At 72.5% G+C, this 18,225-nt stretch carries 20 protein-coding genes; 11 read left to right on the top strand and 9 right to left on the bottom strand.

Features of this window, described 5'->3' with window-relative positions; all coding sequences use genetic code 11:
* The first annotated feature begins 4 nt into the window (after positions 1 to 4).
* On the top strand, positions 5 to 595 hold the full coding sequence (locus OG439_RS14565) for a TetR/AcrR family transcriptional regulator (RefSeq protein WP_326949889.1): 591 nt from the start codon (positions 5 to 7) through the stop codon (positions 593 to 595).
* On the opposite strand, the gene tsaA is transcribed toward OG439_RS14565, so the two are convergent.
* Together tsaA and OG439_RS14575 are read right to left on the bottom strand one after the other, a co-directional pair.
* Positions 592 to 1,095, bottom strand: coding sequence for a tRNA (N6-threonylcarbamoyladenosine(37)-N6)-methyltransferase TrmO (tsaA, locus tag OG439_RS14570; protein ID WP_326949890.1), 504 nt, complete (start codon positions 1,093 to 1,095; stop codon positions 592 to 594). The genes OG439_RS14565 and tsaA overlap by 4 nt on opposite strands.
* A gap of 42 nt (positions 1,096 to 1,137) precedes the next feature.
* Entirely contained in the window at positions 1,138 to 2,265 is a 1,128-nt protein-coding gene (locus tag OG439_RS14575; RefSeq protein ID WP_326949891.1) for a S1 family peptidase, read from the bottom strand.
* Positions 2,266 to 2,712: 447 nt separating this feature from the next.
* Here OG439_RS14575 and OG439_RS14580 point away from each other — a divergent pair, with 447 nt between their 5' ends.
* Entirely contained in the window at positions 2,713 to 3,801 is a 1,089-nt protein-coding gene (locus OG439_RS14580; protein WP_326949892.1) for a mandelate racemase/muconate lactonizing enzyme family protein, read from the top strand.
* A 55-nt stretch (positions 3,802 to 3,856) separates the two neighbouring features.
* Here OG439_RS14580 and OG439_RS14585 read toward each other — a convergent pair whose 3' ends face one another.
* A complete protein-coding gene (locus tag OG439_RS14585) occupies positions 3,857 to 4,186 on the bottom strand; it encodes a hypothetical protein (protein ID WP_326949893.1) in 330 nt (109 codons plus the stop codon).
* A 354-nt stretch (positions 4,187 to 4,540) separates the two neighbouring features.
* Entirely contained in the window at positions 4,541 to 6,268 is a 1,728-nt protein-coding gene (locus OG439_RS14590; protein ID WP_326949894.1) for a sulfatase, read from the bottom strand.
* Between the two features lie 440 nt (positions 6,269 to 6,708).
* On the opposite strand from OG439_RS14590, the gene OG439_RS14595 reads away from it, so the two are divergent.
* The 7 genes from OG439_RS14595 (at position 6,709) to OG439_RS14625 (ending at position 12,167) form a co-directional block, all read left to right on the top strand.
* A complete protein-coding gene (locus OG439_RS14595; RefSeq protein ID WP_326949895.1) occupies positions 6,709 to 6,903 on the top strand; it encodes an antitoxin in 195 nt (64 codons plus the stop codon).
* Positions 6,904 to 6,978: 75 nt separating this feature from the next.
* On the top strand, positions 6,979 to 8,145 hold the full coding sequence (locus OG439_RS14600) for a VanZ family protein (protein WP_326949896.1): 1,167 nt from the start codon (positions 6,979 to 6,981) through the stop codon (positions 8,143 to 8,145).
* A gap of 115 nt (positions 8,146 to 8,260) precedes the next feature.
* Entirely contained in the window at positions 8,261 to 8,647 is a 387-nt protein-coding gene (locus OG439_RS14605; RefSeq protein ID WP_326949897.1) for an STAS domain-containing protein, read from the top strand.
* A 92-nt stretch (positions 8,648 to 8,739) separates the two neighbouring features.
* Positions 8,740 to 9,129: an ATP-binding protein gene (locus tag OG439_RS14610; RefSeq protein WP_326949898.1), complete on the top strand. Its 390-nt coding sequence runs from the start codon at positions 8,740 to 8,742 to the stop codon at positions 9,127 to 9,129.
* Positions 9,122 to 10,744 carry a PP2C family protein-serine/threonine phosphatase gene (locus OG439_RS14615; protein ID WP_326949899.1) on the top strand — a complete coding sequence of 541 codons (1,623 nt, stop codon included), beginning with the start codon at positions 9,122 to 9,124 and terminating at the stop codon, positions 10,742 to 10,744. Before OG439_RS14610 ends, OG439_RS14615 begins: the two co-directional genes overlap by 8 nt.
* Positions 10,741 to 11,817, top strand: a complete 1,077-nt coding sequence (locus OG439_RS14620; protein ID WP_326949900.1) for a cobalamin B12-binding domain-containing protein — start codon at positions 10,741 to 10,743, stop codon at positions 11,815 to 11,817. The genes OG439_RS14615 and OG439_RS14620 overlap by 4 nt, the downstream gene beginning before the upstream one ends.
* Positions 11,814 to 12,167 (top strand): STAS domain-containing protein, encoded by a 354-nt coding sequence (locus OG439_RS14625; RefSeq protein ID WP_326949901.1) that lies wholly within the window; start codon positions 11,814 to 11,816, stop codon positions 12,165 to 12,167. The genes OG439_RS14620 and OG439_RS14625 overlap by 4 nt, the downstream gene beginning before the upstream one ends.
* 3 nt (positions 12,168 to 12,170) lie before the next feature.
* On the opposite strand, the gene OG439_RS14630 is transcribed toward OG439_RS14625, so the two are convergent.
* Positions 12,171 to 14,237 (bottom strand): MMPL family transporter, encoded by a 2,067-nt coding sequence (locus OG439_RS14630; RefSeq protein ID WP_326949902.1) that lies wholly within the window; start codon positions 14,235 to 14,237, stop codon positions 12,171 to 12,173.
* A gap of 74 nt (positions 14,238 to 14,311) precedes the next feature.
* Here OG439_RS14630 and OG439_RS14635 point away from each other — a divergent pair, with 74 nt between their 5' ends.
* Both OG439_RS14635 and OG439_RS14640 read left to right on the top strand, forming a co-directional pair.
* On the top strand, positions 14,312 to 14,755 hold the full coding sequence (locus OG439_RS14635; protein WP_326949903.1) for a MarR family winged helix-turn-helix transcriptional regulator: 444 nt from the start codon (positions 14,312 to 14,314) through the stop codon (positions 14,753 to 14,755).
* Positions 14,756 to 15,064: 309 nt separating this feature from the next.
* Positions 15,065 to 15,502 (top strand): hypothetical protein, encoded by a 438-nt coding sequence (locus OG439_RS14640; protein ID WP_326949904.1) that lies wholly within the window; start codon positions 15,065 to 15,067, stop codon positions 15,500 to 15,502.
* Positions 15,503 to 15,552: 50 nt separating this feature from the next.
* Here OG439_RS14640 and OG439_RS14645 read toward each other — a convergent pair whose 3' ends face one another.
* From OG439_RS14645 to OG439_RS14660, 4 genes are all read right to left on the bottom strand, one after another.
* The gene (locus OG439_RS14645) at positions 15,553 to 15,705 is read right to left on the bottom strand and encodes a hypothetical protein (protein WP_326949905.1); all 153 of its coding nucleotides are present in this window, start codon (positions 15,703 to 15,705) and stop codon (positions 15,553 to 15,555) included.
* Between the two features lie 128 nt (positions 15,706 to 15,833).
* Positions 15,834 to 16,703 (bottom strand): spermidine synthase, encoded by an 870-nt coding sequence (locus OG439_RS14650; RefSeq protein WP_326949906.1) that lies wholly within the window; start codon positions 16,701 to 16,703, stop codon positions 15,834 to 15,836.
* Entirely contained in the window at positions 16,703 to 17,062 is a 360-nt protein-coding gene (speD, locus tag OG439_RS14655; RefSeq protein ID WP_326949907.1) for an adenosylmethionine decarboxylase, read from the bottom strand. The genes OG439_RS14650 and speD overlap by 1 nt, the downstream gene beginning before the upstream one ends.
* Positions 17,055 to 18,203 (bottom strand): type III PLP-dependent enzyme, encoded by a 1,149-nt coding sequence (locus tag OG439_RS14660; RefSeq protein ID WP_326949908.1) that lies wholly within the window; start codon positions 18,201 to 18,203, stop codon positions 17,055 to 17,057. Before OG439_RS14660 ends, speD begins: the two co-directional genes overlap by 8 nt.
* Between the last annotated feature and the right edge of the window lie 22 nt (positions 18,204 to 18,225).

Raw genomic sequence — 18,225 nt, forward strand, 5'->3', positions numbered from 1 at the left:
GCGGGTGCGACGTACCCAGCAGGACCGTTCCGCCGACACGAAGGCCGCCCTGGTCGCCGCCGCGCGCGAGCTGTTCGCCACCCGCGGCTACCAGGCCGTGCCGGCGGACGAGATCACCCGCGCGGCGGGCGTCACCCGCGGCGCGCTGTACCACCACTACGCCGACAAGCAGGGCCTGTTCCGGGCGGTCGTCGAGGAGCTGGAACGCGAGCTGACCGAAGAGGTCGCGGCTGCGTTCACCCAGGCCGCGGACCCGCTGACCGGCATGACGCTCGGCCTCGGCGTGTTCCTCGACGCGTGCCTGCGCGAGGACGTCCGCCGGATCTCCCTCACCGACGCGCCCGCCGTGCTCGGCTGGGAGGTCTGGCGCGAGATCGAGGCGGAGTACGGCCTGGGGCTGATCGTCAGCGTGCTGGAGCAGGCCAAAGTGGACGGCCTGATCGTCGAGCTGCCCGTGCCCGCGCTGGCGCAGCTGGTGCTGAGCGCGGTGATGGAGGCGGCCCGGATGATCGCCGCGGCGGACGATCCCGCGCGTACCCGCGCCGACGTCCAGCAGGTGCTCGGCGCGTGGCTGGCCAGCCTCCTGAAGACCTAGCCGGGTTCCTCGGCGAGCCGCGCCGGGGTGACGCCTTCGGGCACGTCCACGGCGTCGAACCACCCGCAGGCGGGGTCGCCGGGCGGCCGGTCGAACCGGGTGACGTACGGCTTCACGTCGAGCACCGGCGTGCCGTCCAGCAGGTCGACGCCGGCGAACCGGATCGTGGTGCCGGAGACGTCGAGCAGCCGGATGAGACTCAGCCCGATCGGGTTCGGCCGGCGCGGGCCGCGGGTGGCGAAGATGCCCATCCGGCGGCCTTCGCGGCGCAGCAGGTACGGCACCTGCGTGAGCCCACCCGGCCGGTCGGGCCGGTCCAGCCAGCTCAGCAGCCACGCGTAGTCGAACCCGGCGAGCCCGGCCAGCCCTTCGGCGAAGCGGTCGTCGAGTTCGATGGTGCCTTCTTCGGCGCGGTTCGCGGCCGCCTGGACGGGGGTGTGCTCGAGCTCCGTCCGGGCGGTGCGCACGACGCCGATCGCGGGCAGCGGTGGCGGGGTCATCGGCCCAGCCTAGGTGCCCGCGACCGGCGTCGCGTCCGGCCGTCAGCCCGTGACGAGCCCGACGCCGAAGGTCTGCAGGATCTCGTTCACCGGCTGGAACCACGTCTCGCCGCCGGAGCTGCAGTTGCCCCAGCCACCGGAGGTGACGCCCTGCGCCTGGTCACCGGTGATGAAGGAGCCGCCGGAGTCGCCGGGTTCGGCGCAGACGTTGGTGCGGGTCACCTGGTAGACGGCGCCCTGGGAGTAGTTGACGGTTTCGTTCAGCCCTTCCACGACACCGCAGTGCCAGTGCGTCGTCGACCCCGAGCGGCACACCGAGGTGCCGACCGGCGCGACCCAGGAGCCGCGCACGATCGCGTCGCTGACCGTGCCCCAGCCGAGCACGACCGGCGCGGTCCACCAGCCGTTGCCGATGCGGATGAAGGAGTAGTCGTTGCCGGGGAAGGAAGAACCGGCGAACGTGCCCATCGCCGAGCCGTCCCAGCCGACGACCGAGCTGCCGGCGCCGCCGCAGTGCCCGGCGCTGACGAACCCGCCGTTCACCGAGAAGCCGATCGAGCAGCGGGTGTTGCCGTTGATGTAGTACGGGTCGCCGCCGACCGTGCCGGCCGAAAGCGTCTCGGCCTTCGGCGCCGACGTCACGGTGACGGGGCCGGCTTTCCGGGCCTGCGCGACGAAAGCCTCGACGTCGGCGCCCTGCGCGCCGGGCCGGAGGGTGACCACGACGCTGCCGGAGCGCGCGTCGGTCCGCCAGCCGCTGACGCCGGCCGGGGCGGGGTGCGCCTTGGCCGCCGAGTCGATAGCGGCCTTCGCGGCGTCCAGCTTCGCCGCGCTGACGGCGGCGGTCGTCGGCTCGGCCCCCGCTTGGCGGACGGCGGCGGCCGCGGCGGGGTCGGTCACGCCGACGACGAGCTTGCCGAGCGCGGGGTCGAACCAGGCCCCGCCGAACGCGGCGCCGGCGGCGCGCTGCGCGTCCGGCAGCACCCGCGAGGCGGTCATCTCCTGCCCGAGCCGGGTTTCGGCCTGGGCGGCGGTCAGCCCGAAATCCCGTTGCATGGCGGCGATCAGGCCGGGTGAGGCCTGCGCGACGGCGGGGGCGAGGGCACTGCCGGCGAGACTGGCGGTGAGGACGGCGGCGCCGCCGAGAGCCAGGGCGATTCTTCGACGCATGAGGAACTCCTCCGAGGCCGGGGGAAAGAAACACACTGTGGGCCGAGTGTGCGGGCGGGTCCGCGGCAGGTCCAGAATTGTCCGGTTTTCTGTCCGGAATTAGCGGGAGCGAACGACTGTCCACAACAGACTGAACGCTTCGATATGTTGCGTTACAACATGTTTCGCACGCACCAAAGAAGCGCGACCCGGCTCCCGGCCGTTCGCGGCGCGCGCTCGCCAACCTCCATTACAACGTTGTAAAAGGTCTGAACCAAGTACAACACGCCCTCGCGTCCGGGACCAGGAACCAGGGACGGCAGGGCACCAGACGTGCATGACCGTCCCCCGGCCCGGCGCGAATCCGGAACCCGGCCGCCCCGGCGGCCCTCACCCCGGCTCGTTGACAGACCGGCCACCACCGCGACAGAATCCTATTTCCTATAGGATTCTGCATCAGGGGGATCGGTGGCTGTCGTCACGCGGGCCGGAGCTTTTCTCGTCGACGTCGCGGTCGAGCAGGCCCGCACCGACGCCGTGCAAGCGTTCCTGTCCCAGGAGACCGTCTTCGTCGAGCTGACCACCGACGACGGCGGGAGCGGGCTCGGCTACTCCTACACGATCGGCACCGGGGGCAGCTCCGTCGTCGCCCTGCTGCGGGACCACCTGCTCCCCCGGCTCGTCGGGCAGGACTCCCGGCTGGTCGAAGCGATCTGGCGGGACCTGTTCGCCGCCACCCGGGCGACGAGCGTCGGCGCGATCACCTCGCTCGCGCTCGCCGCCGTCGACACCGCACTGTGGGACCTCAAGTGCCGCCGGGCCGGCGAGCCGCTGTGGCGCGTCGCCGGCGGGTTCGGCGCGCGGGTTCCGCTCTACGACACCGAAGGCGGCTGGCTGCACCTCGGCACCGAGGAGCTCGTCGCGGGGGCGAAGGCCGCCGAGGCCGCCGGCTGGGGCGGCGTCAAGGTCAAGATCGGCAAGCCCACCGCCGCCGAAGACGTCGAGCGGCTCGCCGCGGTCCGCGCGGCCGTCGGCCCGCGGTTCGACCTGATGGTGGACGCCAACCAGTCGATGACGGCCGCGGAGGCGATCCGGCGCGCGGCCGCGTTCGCCGCACTGGACCTGTGCTGGCTGGAAGAGCCGCTGCCGGCCGACGACGTGTCCGGGCACGCCCGGCTCGCCGCCTCGACGCCGGTGCCGATCGCCGTCGGAGAGTCGCTGTACTCGATCGCGCAGTTCCGCGACTACCTGCACCGCGGCGCGGCCTCGATCGTGCAGCCCGACGTCGCCCGGATCGGCGGCATCACGCCCTGGCTCAAGGTCGCCCACCTGGCCGAGGCCTTCAACGTCGACGTCTGCCCGCACTTCCTGATGGAACTGCACGTGAGCCTCGTGGCGGCCGTCCCGAACGGCCGGTACGTCGAGCACATCCCGCAGCTGCGGGCGATCACACGCACGGAAATGACCGTGGAAAACGGCTGTGCGGTGCCACCGGAAACCGCCGGTCTCGGAATCGACTGGGACCGCGACGCGATGGACGACCGCCGCGTTTCCTGAGCGCGCACTTCCGCCCGGCCACCCGAATGGGCGGCCGGGCGGAAAGGCGCCGGAATCAGATTTCGTCGACCTGGTAGGTGACCAGCCTGGCCGGCACCAGCAACGCGCCGGTGCATTCCGCGACGGCCGGGCCGAAGCCGTACGGCACGAAGTCGCCGACCACGTACCAGAAGGCGTTGCCGCTCGCGCAGTGCGCGATCACCCGGTAGCCGTAACCCTCACCGGGGAAACAGGTGACCGAGACGCCTTGACCGAAAAGCACGCCGTACCGCTCCCCGAAGCAACCGGGTGGCGCGAAATCGCTGCCGGCCGCGGCCGCGGTACCGACCGTCAGACCGAACAGGGAAAAAAGAGCGACGGCGAGAACCGCCAATTTCCTTCGCATGACCACTCCTCAGCGCGGAGAACCCCGACCTGACGAAGCGTAGAAGTGCGGGAGAATTACCGGCAATTCATCGGGCAAGTGAATTCCGCGCAGCGGAAAGTCACGACACTGCTCCATCCGGGCGAGCGCGGGCCCCCGGGCGGCTCGCGGAGGGGTGACGCCCGCGGGCGTTTCTCCGACCACCGAGACAAACGCGGCCGCGACCCGCCCTCTTCACCGCGGAGACGGCCTTGTCCGCGACCCCGATCGACGCGGGCCGCCCGGCTCAGCTCGCCCGCCGCCCGCGCGTGCCACTCCGAGATGGCCGGAACCCGGTGCGACGGGAGCGTCCTCAGTGGACGTTGAGGGGCCGGGTCAGTGGGCGAACGCGGTCAGGAAGCGGTCGCGGAAGGAGTCCATCTTCCAGACCGGCGCCTGCGCGGCCGGGTGCAGGCCGTCGGTCCAGCCCCAGCCGGAGATCCGGTCCAGCACCTTCGGGTCCTTGGCCACGATCGTGATCGGCACGTCGTGGACCGCGCCCTGCGGGGTGACGACGGGCGGCTGGTGGTCACCGAGGAACACCAGCACCAGGTTGTCGTCGCCGTAGTGCTGCACGAACGAGATCAGCGTCTTCAGCGAGTAGTCGGTGGCGTCGCGGTAGGCGTCGCGGATCTTCGCCGGGTCCTTCCAGACCGACTCCGGCGCCTCCCCCGCGCCCGGCTGCGGCGCGAAGACCGAGCCGTCGCCGACCTGGTTCCAGTCGACCAGCCAGGGCCGCGGCGACCAGGGCGCGTGGCTGGAGACGAGGTCCACCTCCGCCATCACCGGCTTCTGGGCCGACTTCGCCAGCTCGTTGCGCTGCAGCATCGAGAACGTGTACTGGTCCGGCATCGTGGCGTAGGCGAACCCCGGCCCCTTGTAGCCGATGTTGCGGAAGTCGTAGTAGGCGTCCGGGTGGTAGAACCGCTGGCCCTCCGGCCAGTCCTTCGTGTGCGCGGGCACGTCCCAGACGGTCTTCCAGCCCGCTTTCTGGAACGCGCCGCCGAGGGTCAGCCGGTCGCTGTCGAGGAGGTTGTTGTAGCGCTGCTGGTTGTCGATCCACATGCCGGACTCGACGGTCGAGTGCGCGAGCCAGCTGCCGCCGCCGAACGTCGAGGACGACAGGAACGCGCTCTTCGCGCCGATGCCGGCCGCCCGCAGCTGCGCCGTGCCGGCGTCGAGCGTCGCGCCGATCTTCGGCGCGAACTCCGGGTCGTCGAGCGCGACGCGGCCGTAGCTCTCCACGAACGTGAGCACCACGTTCTTGCCGCGCAGCCCGGCCAGCAGCTGGTCACCGGGGGTGTTCCGGTACGCGTCGTCGGCGGCCAGCTCGCTGAACGGCTGCTGCTCCCGCAGGTCCGTGCCGACCTGGCGCAGGTCGTCGTAGGCCAGGGCGGCGGCGTTCTGGGCCGCGACCGGCTGGCCCGGCGCGATCTCGACGCCGAACACCGAGCAGACGATCCAGATCACGCCGAGCACGGCCACCACGCGTGTCGCGCCGGTCCGCCTGCCGGCCGCGATCCGGGTGAGCCGCAGCATCGCGAGCACCATGAACACGACGACGGCGATCGCGAGCACCACGGCGCCGGCCAGCACGGCGTACGCGGCGGCGTCACCGATCTCCCCGGCGAGGAACTCGAGACCGGCGTTGAAGAAGCTCCAGTCGTAGACCGGGTCGAACGGCTTCTCGAGCGTCGCGTAGAAGCCGGTGTCGAGCGCCTTCATCACGACGAGCAGGCCCAGCACCAGCCCGACCAGCACCGCGACGACCCGGCGCGCCCGCGGCGGCAGGACCAGCACGAACGCGGCCACGATCAGGCCTTCCACCGGCACCCGGACCAGCGCTTCCGGCGCGAACGAGTTGAGGTCGTCCGGCGCTAGCAGCGCGAACAGCACCAGCAGCGCGGCCAGGACGGTGAGCACCACGCCCGCGACGGCGTGCCGCCGGGCGGCCCGGGGCAGCCCGAAGTCGGGCAGCACCGTCCCTGCCGTCCCTGCCGTCCCTCCGTCCGGAGTGCGGCGGCGGGCTCGCCGCGACAGCGGCAGACCGGTGGTTCCCATCATGGCGCGGCCTCACATCACAGTTCACGGGGCGATCGCCGGGCCCGTGCGGCGGGGACGGCGATCCTCACCGCATATACGGATAACGGCGGCGCGCGGTTCACGCACCGCGACGCCGGCGCCCGGAGGTCCCCCGTTCCGGGACGATCCGGACGATCGGCCGCCCGGCGCCCGGGTCGGGGCATCGTCCACCCACCCGGGTCCGGGTCGTCCATTTCGTGCGGCGGCACCTTTCCGGATTCCCGGCGATCGGGCGGATCCGAACGGAAATCGCCGTTACCCGATGCCCGTGGTCTCAAACCCCCGTACTCCGTCTTTCACCCACGAAAGAGCCGCGATACCCCCTACCGGGGAAGGAATGCGGCCGTTCGGTTGCGGCCCGGTCGGCCGGGTGTTTTGCTCGGGAAGACCGAAGCCCCGCTATTCCGAATGGAGCCCTACCGATGAGTCTTTTCGACAAGGCGAAAGAGGCCCTGGGCAACAACCCCGACAAGGCCGACCAGGGTGTCGACAAGGCCGCCGAAGCCGCCAAGGGCCGGTTCGGCGAGCACTCCGACAAGATCGACCAGGGCTCGGACAAGGTGAAGGACTTCCTGCACAAGCAGGGCGGCGGCCAGCAGGACGCGCCCCCGCAGTGACGCGACGCCGGTGACTGCCCAGCCGTCCGGGCGAAGCACGCTTCGACCGGGCCCCGGCTGGGTACCACCGGCTCCGTGGTCGCCACCTACCTCGTCCCCGTCCGGACCGCCCTCTACCTGTTCCCGCTCATCGCGCTGGTCGTCATGCTGCCGGCGGCGTTCGTCAGCTACCGCCGCCGAGGCCGCGCGGGCGGGTGGACGACGGTCGTGTTCTACACCTTCGTCTTCTACCTCCTGGCGATCGCGACGCAGACGATCCTGCCGCTGCCCGACAACGCGAACTTCTGCGCCGGCAGCAGCTACGCCAGCTCGCCCCAGTTGCGGCCGTTCTACTTCGTCGAAGTCGTCTCGCAACGCGCCCGCGGCCACTGGAGCCCGAGCGCGATCCTGCACAACCCCGCTGTCTGGACCACCGCGCTCAACGTCGCGATGCTGGTCCCGTTCGGCCTCTTCCTGCGCTACGCCCAGCGGATGCGCGCGGTGCCGACGATCCTGGCCGGGTTCGGCCTTTCCCTCCTGTTCGAGCTGACGCAGCTCACCGGGCTGTGGTTCGTCTACCCGTGCCCGTACCGCCTGTTCAGCGTCGACGACCTCATCCTCAACACCGCCGGCGCCGCGCTCGGCTGGCTGATCGCCGGCCCGCTCGGCCGGGTGCTGCCCGCGCTGCAGCCGGACCACGACCGCCGTCGCTACGCCACGAAGGTCACCTTCACCCGGCGGCTGTTCGCGCTGGCCACCGACCTGCTCGGGTTCGCCGTGCTGCTCGGGTTCCTGTTCGGCCTGCTGACCCTGTTCGGCGAGGACATGCGCCACCGCGACACGCCGGTCGTCATCCTCGCGCTCGTGTGGTTCGTGGTGCTGCCGGCGGTCACCGGGTCGACGCCGGGCAAGCGGGCGATGCTGCTGAAGGTCGCGCGGCGCAGCGGCCGCCGGGCCGGACCGATCTCGCTGCTGGTCCGCAACGGCGTCCTGCTGTCCCCGCTCTGGCTGACCTGGCTGCTGCTGGACCTGGACCACTGGGACCTCGGCGAACACCCCGAACAGCTGCTGCTGCCCCTCGCCCTGGCGGCGTCGGCCTTCGTCGTGCTGGTGTGGACACCGCTGGCCGTCCTGCTCGACGACGAGCACCGCGCACCCTACGAACGGCTGACCCGGACCGTGAACGTCGCGATCGTGCCCCCACCTGCGATCACCCCCGTCGAACCGGCACCCGCGCCCGCCCGCGCCAAGGAAGTCCTTTGAGGACGGCACAACCACTGCGCTGCCCGTGTCAGGCGCCGCTGGTAGATTTGCGTGCACGGGTTGAACCGCCAGCCCGCTGTCAGACGAAGCCCGTCCCCTCCAGGAGCGACAACCCATGAGCACCGACGCAACGCGGCCTCGGCAGCGCTCCTCCGGTGAGGGCTGGTCGCTGGCCAAGCACGACGCCGGAGACGCGACCGTCTACGTCCTGCGCGGCGAGTTCGACCTGGCCGTCTCGGTGAAACTCGAGAACCTGCTGCCCGCCGACCCCGGCACCGGCCGGATCGTGCTGGACATGACCGAGGTCACCTACTGCGACTCCAGCTGCCTGCAGGTGCTGCTGCGGCTGGGCAACCGGCTGCACGACGCGGGCGGCCGCTTCGCCATCGCGACCACCGTCCCCGCCGTCGTCCGGCCGGTCGAGCTGCTGGGCCTCGGCGCGGTCATGCCGCTGCACCCGACCGTCGACGCGGCACGCGCTTCCTGGGGTGAGAGCGCATGACGACGTCCGGCACCCGTGTGGGCGAGCCCGGTTCGGGGCATGAAGAAGGGGACGACATCCCTTCGGGGCCCGGCACGGTGAAGGAGGCGGACGTGAACCTGCGCTTCGACAGGCACGAAATCGGCATCACGGCCGACCTCTCCGAGCTGGCGAAGGTCCGCAGCTGGGTCCGGACCGTGCTCGGCGGCTTCCCGGCGAGTGTGGTCACCACCGCGGTCATGGTGGTGGACGAGCTGACCTCCAACGCCCTGCGCCACGGCCACGCGCCCTACCACGTGCGCCTGCTGCCCAGCGCGGCCAAGGTCCGCATCGAGGTCGACGACGGCAGCGGCGAGAGCGCCCGGCGCCGGACGCCGTCCGACCAGGGCGGCCGCGGGCTGCTGCTGGTCGAACGCTGTGCGGCCGCGTGGGGCCAGCTCGGCCGGCCCACCGGCAAGACCCTGTGGGCCGAGCTGGCGACGGACCCGGGGACCCATGGCTGAACGCGTCGACACGGCCCCCGTCACCCTGATCACCGGCGACCGGGGCTGGGACGCCGCGCCCGCCGCGGCCATCGTCGCGGACGGCGCCGGTGTGGTCCGGGCCCTGAACGAGGCCGCTCGCCTGCTCTTCCCCGGCGTCGCCCCCGGCCGTCCCCTGGCCGGCACGGTCGCCGGCTGGCTGGCCGAGGCCCACGACCTGCGCACGAGCGAGATCACCCGCGGCGAAGCCGGTGCCCGGTTCCTGGCCGCGCACCCGGTCCCGCACGGCGACGCCGTGACGTGGTGGCTGGTCGACGAGACCGACATCCGCACCGCCCAGGACGCGCTGGCCCACGAGCAGGAGCGCACGGCGTTCCTCAGCGAGGCCTCCGCCGCGCTGCTGGGCTCGCTGAACCTCGAACGCTGCATGGAGGTCGCCGCGCGGCTCGCCGCGGAGCACCTGGCCGACGCCGCGCTCGTGCTGGCGCCCGCGACGACCGGCGCGTTCCCCGCCGTCACCTGCGTGCGCGGCGGCGAGCCGTCGCGTGGCCGGCTGGAGGTCGACCCGGACGAGCTGCCCGGGCTCGGCGAGGCCCTCCAGGGCTTCCCGCCGGTGCCGTCGCGCTGGCTCGACCCGGACGCCGCGCCCCGCTGGCTGCTGCCGGCCGGATTCGGGCCGGTCGGCTCCATCGTCGTGACGCCGCTGCCCGGCCACGGCGTACCCGCCGGCGCGCTGGTCCTGCTGCGCACCGGCGACCGGGCGTCGTTCAGCGAGCAGGAAGAGCTCTTCGCCCGCCTCTTCGCGGCGCGCGCGGGGGCGGCGATGTCGGCGGCGCGGGTGTTCGCGCTGCAGGCGTCCATCACCGACACGCTGATGCGGGAGCTGCTCCCGCCGACCCTCGAGCAGGCCGGCGGGGTCGAGTTCGCCGGCCGGTACCGCCCGGCGCTCGACGGCGAGCGGATCGGCGGCGACTTCTACGACGTGCACTCCGCGATCGACGGCGACGAGTCGCTGGCCGTGCTCGGCGACGTCTGCGGCAAGGGCCTCGACGCCGCCGTGCTGACCGGCAAGATCCGCACGACGCTGCGGGCGCTGCTGCCGATGGCGGGCGACCACCAGCGGCTGCTCGGGCAGCTGAACGCCACGCTCGCCGACCGTCGCGACGCCCGCTTCGTCACGCTGGTGCTGGCGTCCGCGCGGCGCGAAGGCAACACGGTCCGGCTGCGCGTCACCTGCGCCGGCCACCCGCCGCCCCTGATCGTCCGGGCGGACGGGCGGGTCGAGGAGGCCGACACCCACGGCAGTCTGATCGGCGTCCTGCCCGAGATCGAGTCGACGAGCGCGGACATCACGCTCGACCCCGGCGAGACCTGCCTGATGTTCACCGACGGCATCGTCGAGGCCAAGGGCGGCCCGCTCGGGGACGCGATGTTCGGCGAGGACCGGCTCCGGCAGGCGCTGACCGAGTGTGCGAACATGCCGGCCGACGCGGTCGTCGAACGGGTGCACATGCTCGCGGCGCAGTGGATCGGCCGCGGCAACCACGACGACATGGCGGTCCTCGCGATCACCGCCCCGCGCGGGCAGCACCTCGCCGCGGTCGGCGGGCACGGCCGCGGGAGGTACACCGCGTGAGCGCCTCGACCCGGACCGGCCCGGCCGGGATCGCCGAGCACGCCGAGCTGCTCTGGGCCGCCGTCACCACCGGCGACGAGTACACCGCGGGCGACGTCGTCGTCCAGGCGCTGGGCCAGGGCCTGGACCCGGAGAGCGTGCTGCTCGACGTGATCGGCGCGGTGCAGCGCAAGGTCGGCCGGGAGTGGGCGGCCAACCGGCTGACCGTCGCCCAGGAGCACGCGGCGACGGCGATCAACGACCGCGTCATCGCGACCTTCGGGTACGTCCTGCAACGCCCCGAGCCCCATCTCGGCCGCGTCACCGTCGCCTGCGTGGACGGCGAGTGGCACGCGATGCCCGCCCGGCTGCTGGCCGAGGTCCTGCGGTTGCGCGGGTTCCACGTCGACTACCTGGGCGCGCAGGTCCCGGCGCCGCACCTGGTCGCCCACCTGCACCGCACCGGGCCGGACGCGGTCGCCCTGTCCAGCTCCATCGCCACCCGGCTGCCGACGGCGCACGCGACGATCACGGCGTGCCAGGCGGCGGCGACCCCGGTCATCGCCGGGGGCGCCGCGTTCGGCCCGGACGGCCGGTACGCGCGGCTGCTCGGCGCCGAGGCGTGGGCCCCGGACGCGCGCACGGCCGCCGACAAGCTGGCCGAGCCGCTCCCCCGGCCGCAGATCGGCCACCAGCCGCTCGACGACCTGCCGCACCTGGCCGACCAGGAGTACACGCTGGTCACGCGCAGCTCGGGCAACCTGGTGAAGGCGGTGCTCGCCGGGCTGGAGGAGCGGATCCCGGCCATGCGGTCCTACACGGACCTGCAGCGCCAGCACACCGCCGAGGACATCGCGCACATCGTCGACTTCCTCGCGACCGCCCTCTACGTCGGCGACAGCGAGCTGTTCACCGGGTTCCTGACCTGGACGGCGGACATCCTCACCGCGCGCGGCGTCCCGGCCGTCTCGCTGGTGCCCGCCCTCGACCTGCTCGAGGTGGAGCTCCGCGACTTCCCCCGGGCCACCGAGCTGCTCGGCACCGCGCACACGCACTTGGCGGCCCGGGCCGCCGGATCGGGGCCGTCCGCATGAGCGGCGCACTGACCTGCACCTGGACCTCGCCGCGGCCGGACACGGCCCGCATCGTCGTCACCGGCGACCTGGAGTACACGACGGCCGCGCTGCTGCCGAAGCTGATCGGCGACCGGCTGGCGGCCGCACCGGGCGTCCGGGACGTGCGGCTCGACTGCGAGGGCATCGGCTTCTGCGACTCCTCCGGGCTCTCGGCGCTGCTGCGCGTCCACACGGCCGTCACGGACGCGGGCCGTCGGCTGCACCTGGACAACCGCCGGCCCGCCCTCGACCGGCTGCTCGCGCTGACCGGCACCGTCGCCCACCTGACCGGCGAGGCCCCGATCGCCCGCGCTCGCGCCGACTCCTGACCCCTAGTCGTCCGCCCGGGCCAGTTTCGACGGCCACCAGATGCGGCGGCCGACGTCCACGGTCAGCGCCGGGACCAGCAGCGACCGCACCAGGAACGTGTCCAGCAGGACGCCGAACGCGACGATGAACGCGATCTGGGCCAGGAACAGGATCGGGATCACCGACAGCGCGGAGAACGTCGCGGCCAGCACGACGCCGGCCGACGTGATCACGCCGCCGGTCAGCGACAACCCGCGTAGCGTGCCGGCGCGGGTGCCCCGGGTCAGTGCTTCCTCGCGGACGCGCGTCATCAGGAAGATGTTGTAGTCGATCCCCAGCGCCACCAGGAACACGAACCCGAACAACGGCACCACCGGGTCCGCGCCCGGGAAACCGAAGATGTGGTTGAACACCAGCGCCGACACGCCCATCGTCGCGGCGAACGACAGCACCACCGTCGCGATCAGCAGCAGCGGCGCGAGCAGGGACCGCAGCAGCAGGGCCAGCACGAGGAAGATCACCAGCAGCACGATCGGGATGATCAGCTCCCGATCGTGCACGGACGTCTGCTGCGTGTCGAGCTGGATCGCCGTCGGGCCGCCGACCTTGGCGGCCGCGCGGGGCACCGCGTGCACGGCGTCGCGCAGCCGGCCGACGGTCGCGACGGCGGCTTCGGAGTCCGCCGGGTCGTTCAGCACGGACAGGATCTGCACCCGGCCGCCGACCACCTTCGGCTGCCCGTCGGGGCCGGGCAGCGGGAGCGACTGGGCTACACCGTCCACTTTGGACGCCGCGAGCACGGCGGGCAGCGCGCCGGCGTCGGCGATCGTGATCGCGGGCGCGCCGAGGCCACCCGGGAAGTGCCGGCCGAGGATGTCCTGGCCGGTCCCGGACTCGACCTGGGTGAGGAAGACGTCCGACTGCGCGGTGCCGGACGCCTTGAGCTGCGGCAGGAACGCGACGCCGATGCCGAGCACGAGCGCCGTCACCACCCAGACCGTGCGCGGCCGCTTGCCGACCAGGCCGGCCACCCGGCCCCAGATCCCGGCGGTCTCCGGGTGCGGCGAGCCGAGCGCGGGCTTGAACGGCCAGAACGCGCCGCGGCCGCACAGCGCGAGCACGGCTGGCAGGAACGTCGTCGACGCCAGCAGCGCGGCGCCGATGCCGATCGCGGCGACCGGGCCGAGGCCCTTGTTGGAGTTCAGGTCGCTGAACAGCAGGCACAGCACCCCGAGCACGACGGTGCCCGCCGACGCGGCGATCGGTTCGAGCGTGGCGCGCCAGGCGATCCGCAGCGCGTCGAAGCGGCTCGGGGTGTCGCGCAGCTGCTCGCGGAACCGCGCGACCGTCAGCAGGGCGTAGTCGGTCGCCGCGCCGAACACGAGGATCGAGAGGATGCCCTGGCTCTGGCCGTTGAGCGCGAGGATGTCGTTCTTCGCCAGCAGGTAGACGACGAGGCTCGCGAGCCCGAGCGCGAACACCGCCGAGAGCAGCACCAGGAACGGCAGCAGCGGGCTGCGGTAGACGACGATCAGGATCAGCGCGACCACACCGCCGGCGACGAGCAGCAGGATGCCGTCGATGCCGCCGAACGCCGTGACCAGGTCGGCGATCTGCCCGGCCGGGCCGGTGACCAGCACGGTCAGGCCGTCCGGCGCGCCGGCGAGCTGGGCGCGGACCTCCTTGACGACGTCGGCGGGGTTGCCGTCGGCGAGGATCGGCACGGCCAGCTGCACGGCCTGGTTGTCACGCGGCGCGGGCTGCGGCTGGCCGAGCGGGCCGACGACGCCGGGCACGGTACCCAGCTGCCGGGCCTTGTCCGCGAGGAACCGCCGGTCTTCGCCGGTCAGGCCGCTCGTGCGCTCGGCGACGACGGTGGCGGGCAGCACCTGGCGCGGGGTGAACGCCTTTTGCTCGTCGGAGACTTCGGTGGCTTCGGCCGACCTGGGCAGGAAGGCGGCGTTGTCGTTCTTCGCGACTTCGCTGAGCTTCCCGGCGAACGGCCCGCCGAACCCGCCGATCGCGAGCCAGCCGATCACCAGGAGGGCCGGGATCAGCCAGCGAAGACGGCGTGGGGCGGTCTTGTTCATGGTCGCTAAAGTCCTTTCGAGCGCGAACACGCCCAATTGTTCAGCAGGCTGAACATTCTGCACGACGACCGGGAGTGACGGTGAGCACAGCCCCCGAACCGGACCTGAGCACGTGGCCGACCGGCCGGCTCCTGGCCGTGGCCGCGCGGCTGGTCGAGCAGCGCTGGGTCGCCGTGCTGGCCGGCATGGGCCTCACCCACGCGGGGCTGATCGCGTTGCACACCCTGCGCGAGGGGCCACTCCCCCAGCGGGCGCTGGCCCAGCGCTGCCAGGTGACCGACCAGACGATGAGCCGCACCCTCGACCGGCTCGCCAAGGCCGGCTTCGTCACCCGCACGCCGGACCCGGCCGACGCCCGCCGCCACCTGACGCGGCTGACCGCGCGCGGCCGCACGGTCCACGAACGCGCGGTGCGCGCCGAACGCGAAGACCCGGCCCTGCTCGGCGGCCTCGGGGACGACGACGCCTTCCGCGCGCGGTTGCTCTCTTTGATCGGCGGTCTGTCGGCGGGCGATTGAGATCAACCGGGGCTGGGTAACTGAGCAGGCATGTGGATCGCGGTGAGCACCCCAGTCGCCCTGTTGATCGCAACCGTGCTGATGGAGCGGTTCGAGCGACGATGCACCCTCGTGCCCACCGCGAAAGCCGAACGACCACCGGTCGGCAACTGACCTGGATTTCCTTGCGGCCTGGCACTTTCCCGCGAAAGTGCCAGGCCTTTCGCGTTCACCCTTTCGAGTGATCCACACCTCTTCGAGAACCTCCGCTCCTCCCCTCGCGACTTACGGGGTAGATCCGGCGACACCGGGTCAAGGGAGGAGATCACCATGCGCGGCACCACGAAGCCGAAGCGGACAGTGCTCGGCCTGGCCCTCGCGGCCGGGCTGATCACGGCCACGAGCATCGGGATCGCCGGCGGGGCGTCGGCCGATTCCGGGACCACGGAGGGGAAAACCATGACCGAAGCACACCAGAAGCCGCCGAAAGGGGCGCGCGCCACTGTTCAGGTGAGCCCGAACCCCACGACCAGGCGCGGCGAAGAAGTGACCATCACCGGAAACTGCGGCGGCGGCACGGGCTTGAAGTCCGTACTCGGCGGCATCCCCGAGCACCCGGTCCTGGAGAACATCCGGATCCTGAAGGCCGGCCCGGACGAATTCGAGGCGAAAGCCACGCTGTCCGAAGAAATCGGCAACGGCGTGGGTCCGGTGTTCGTCGACTGCGGCGGCGAAGCGGGAGTGACGTTGCTGGTCACGCACGTCTGAGTGAACGCCCGCCCGCCGGTGCTGCCGGTGGGCGGGCCTTTCTCCAGCGGTCAGTGGCCGGTATCGCGCCGCAGTGAGAACGGGGGCGTCGCGCCCGCGAGCAACGCTTCCGCGTCCACCGTCACGGCCTTGCTCCCCCGCTCACCGAACCGTCGCGCCACCACGGCGCCCGGCTCGTCCACGCGGTCCGCGCGCTTGGGCAACGCCCGCTCGCGCTCGCCAGAACCGGCTTCACCGAACGGAGGCCATTACCGCCCTGCACCTATCTCACGCCCGAAGCGAAGCGCGGTTCACCACTGGCCGGTATCGCCCCGCAGCGAAACGCAGGCCATCACTGGCCCGCGCCGTCATCGCGCCGCAGCGAAAACGGAGGTGTCGCACCCGCGAGCAACGCTTCCGCGTCCACCGTCACGGCCTTGCTCCCCCGCTCACCGAACCGTCGCGCCACCAGCGCGCCCGGCTCGTCGACGCGGTCCGCGCGCCCGGAGAGGAACGCCCACTCGTGCTCGTCGGAGCCGAAGTACAGCACGGTGCCGAACACTTCGCGGAACCGTCGCCACGACGCCAGCAGCGTCTCGTTGCGCCACAGCGTCGGGCAGCCCGCCTGGCAGGTCACCACGCCGCCGGGGGCCAGCAGCCGGGCGCAGCGGCCGAGGAAGTCCGTGCCGTACAAGCGGTTGTGCTGCGCGTCCGGGTCGGTGTTCTCGTCCGGCAGGTCGATCACGACGACGTCGTAGGTGTCGCCGCGCTCTTCGGCTGCGGCCAGGAACGCCCAGCCGTCCGCGAAGGACAGCCGGACCGGGCCGGACCCGCGTTCGGCTTCGGCGAGGTCGGCCGTCGTGTAGCCGTACGGCAGGTGCTCGGCGCAGGCGCGGACGGCCTGCTCGTCGATGTCGACGTGGTCGACGACCTCGGCGCCGGCGGCCACAGCCAGTTCGCAGGCGACCCCTTCGCTGGAACCGATCACGAGCACCCGGCGCACCTGGTCGGCGAGCAGGAGCGCGGGGATCATCAGCGCCTCGTGGTACAGCAGCTGGCTCGCCTCGGTGCTCTGGCGCTCGTTGTCGCAGAACAGCGAGACGCCCTGCGCGGTGCGCCCGATCAGCACCTCCTGGTAGGCCGTGCGCGCGCTGAACACGACGTCGTCGACCTCCCAGACGCGGGTCAGGCCGGGGCCGAGTGGTTCGTGGATCGCGGGCATCAGGCTTCTCCCCGGCGGACGACGGACAGGTGGACCGAAGCGGCGTCGAGCGACTTGGCCAGCAGCCGCACGGCGTGCTCGGGGTCGGCGCGCTCGCCGCAGGTGAACACGTCCGCGAACAGCGACCCGTGCTCGGGGTACGTGTGCACGGACGCGTGCGACTCGGCGAGCAGCGCGATCACGGTGGCGCCCTGCGGCGCGAAGCTCTTGGCGACGACGTCGACGACCGTCGCGCCCGCCTCCGTCACCGCGGCGCGGAGCAGCTCCCCCAGCTTCGCGGCATCGTCGAGCAGGCCCGGGTCGACGCCGTGCAGCTCGGCCAGGACGTGCCGTCCGGTGAACCGGCCGAATTCAGGCATCTCCCCACTTCCCCAGGCAGTAGGTGCGCAGCGGCTCGATCCCGTTGAACTCCACCGAGGCGTACGACGCCGTGTAGGCGCCGGTCCCGGGCAGGTCGAGGCGGTCACCCGCGCACAGCGACAGCGGCAGCTCGTAGGGCGTCCGCTGGTAGAGCACGTCGTCGCCGTCACAGGTCGGCCCGGCGAGCACCACCGGCCCGGCGGGCCCGGCGGCCCGGCCGATCGGCTCGAACCGGTAGGCGATCGCCTCGTTCTCGGCCTCGGCGAGGCCGTTGTAGCGACCGATGTCGAGGTACACCCAGCGCCGCTCGCCCCGGTCCGCGACCAGCACGACCTCGGTGCGCAGCAGACCGGCGTCGGCGACGAGCACCCGGCCCGGCTCGAGCAGCAGCTCGGGCCGCTCCTCGGGGAAGTGCGTGTCGAGGGCCGACGCGATCGTCGCCGCGTAGGTGGCCAGCGAGGGGACGCCGGTGCGGTGGGCCGTCGCGAAGCCGCCGCCCAGGTTGAGCCGCGTCACCGGCACGTCCTGGGCCGCGGCCTCGGCGGACAGCTTCGCCGCCGTGGCGATGCCGATCTCCCAGGCGAGCGGGTCGGGCTGCTGCGAGCCGACGTGGAACGCGATGCCGGGCCGCAGGCCCAGCTCAGCCGCCCGCAGCACCAGGTCGAGGGCCTCGGCCGGGTCGCAGCCGAACTTGCGGCCGAACGGCGTCACCGAGTCGGGCGCGTCGAGGACCACGCGGATCGACACGGCCGACCCCGGCGCGTGGCGGCCCAGGTTGTCGACGTCGGCCGGCGCGTCCGAGGTGAACTCGCGGACCCCGCGTTCGTAGGCGAAGGCGATGTCGCGGGCCTTCTTGATCGGGTTGCCGTAGGCGAGGTCCGCCGGGTCGGCGCCGCGCTCCAGGCATCGCGCGACCTCGGCGGGCCCGGCGACGTCGAAGCCGATCCCGGCCGCCACCAGCGCGTCGAGCACCGGTGGGGCCGGGTTGGCCTTGACCGCGTAGCGGATCAGCGCGCCGGGGAACGCCGCGCGGAACTCCGCCGCCCGGGCCGCGACGACGTCGGTGTCGACGACGAGGCACGGGGTCGGCGGATCCCGCTCGTCGAGGAACCGGCGGATCCGGCTGAAGTCGGCGCACACGCCGCCAGTCTTGCAAACGGCG

The sequence above is a fragment of the Amycolatopsis sp. NBC_01307 genome, from assembly GCF_035975215.1.
In the GTDB taxonomy this organism is placed as follows: Bacteria; Actinomycetota; Actinomycetes; order Mycobacteriales; family Pseudonocardiaceae; genus Amycolatopsis.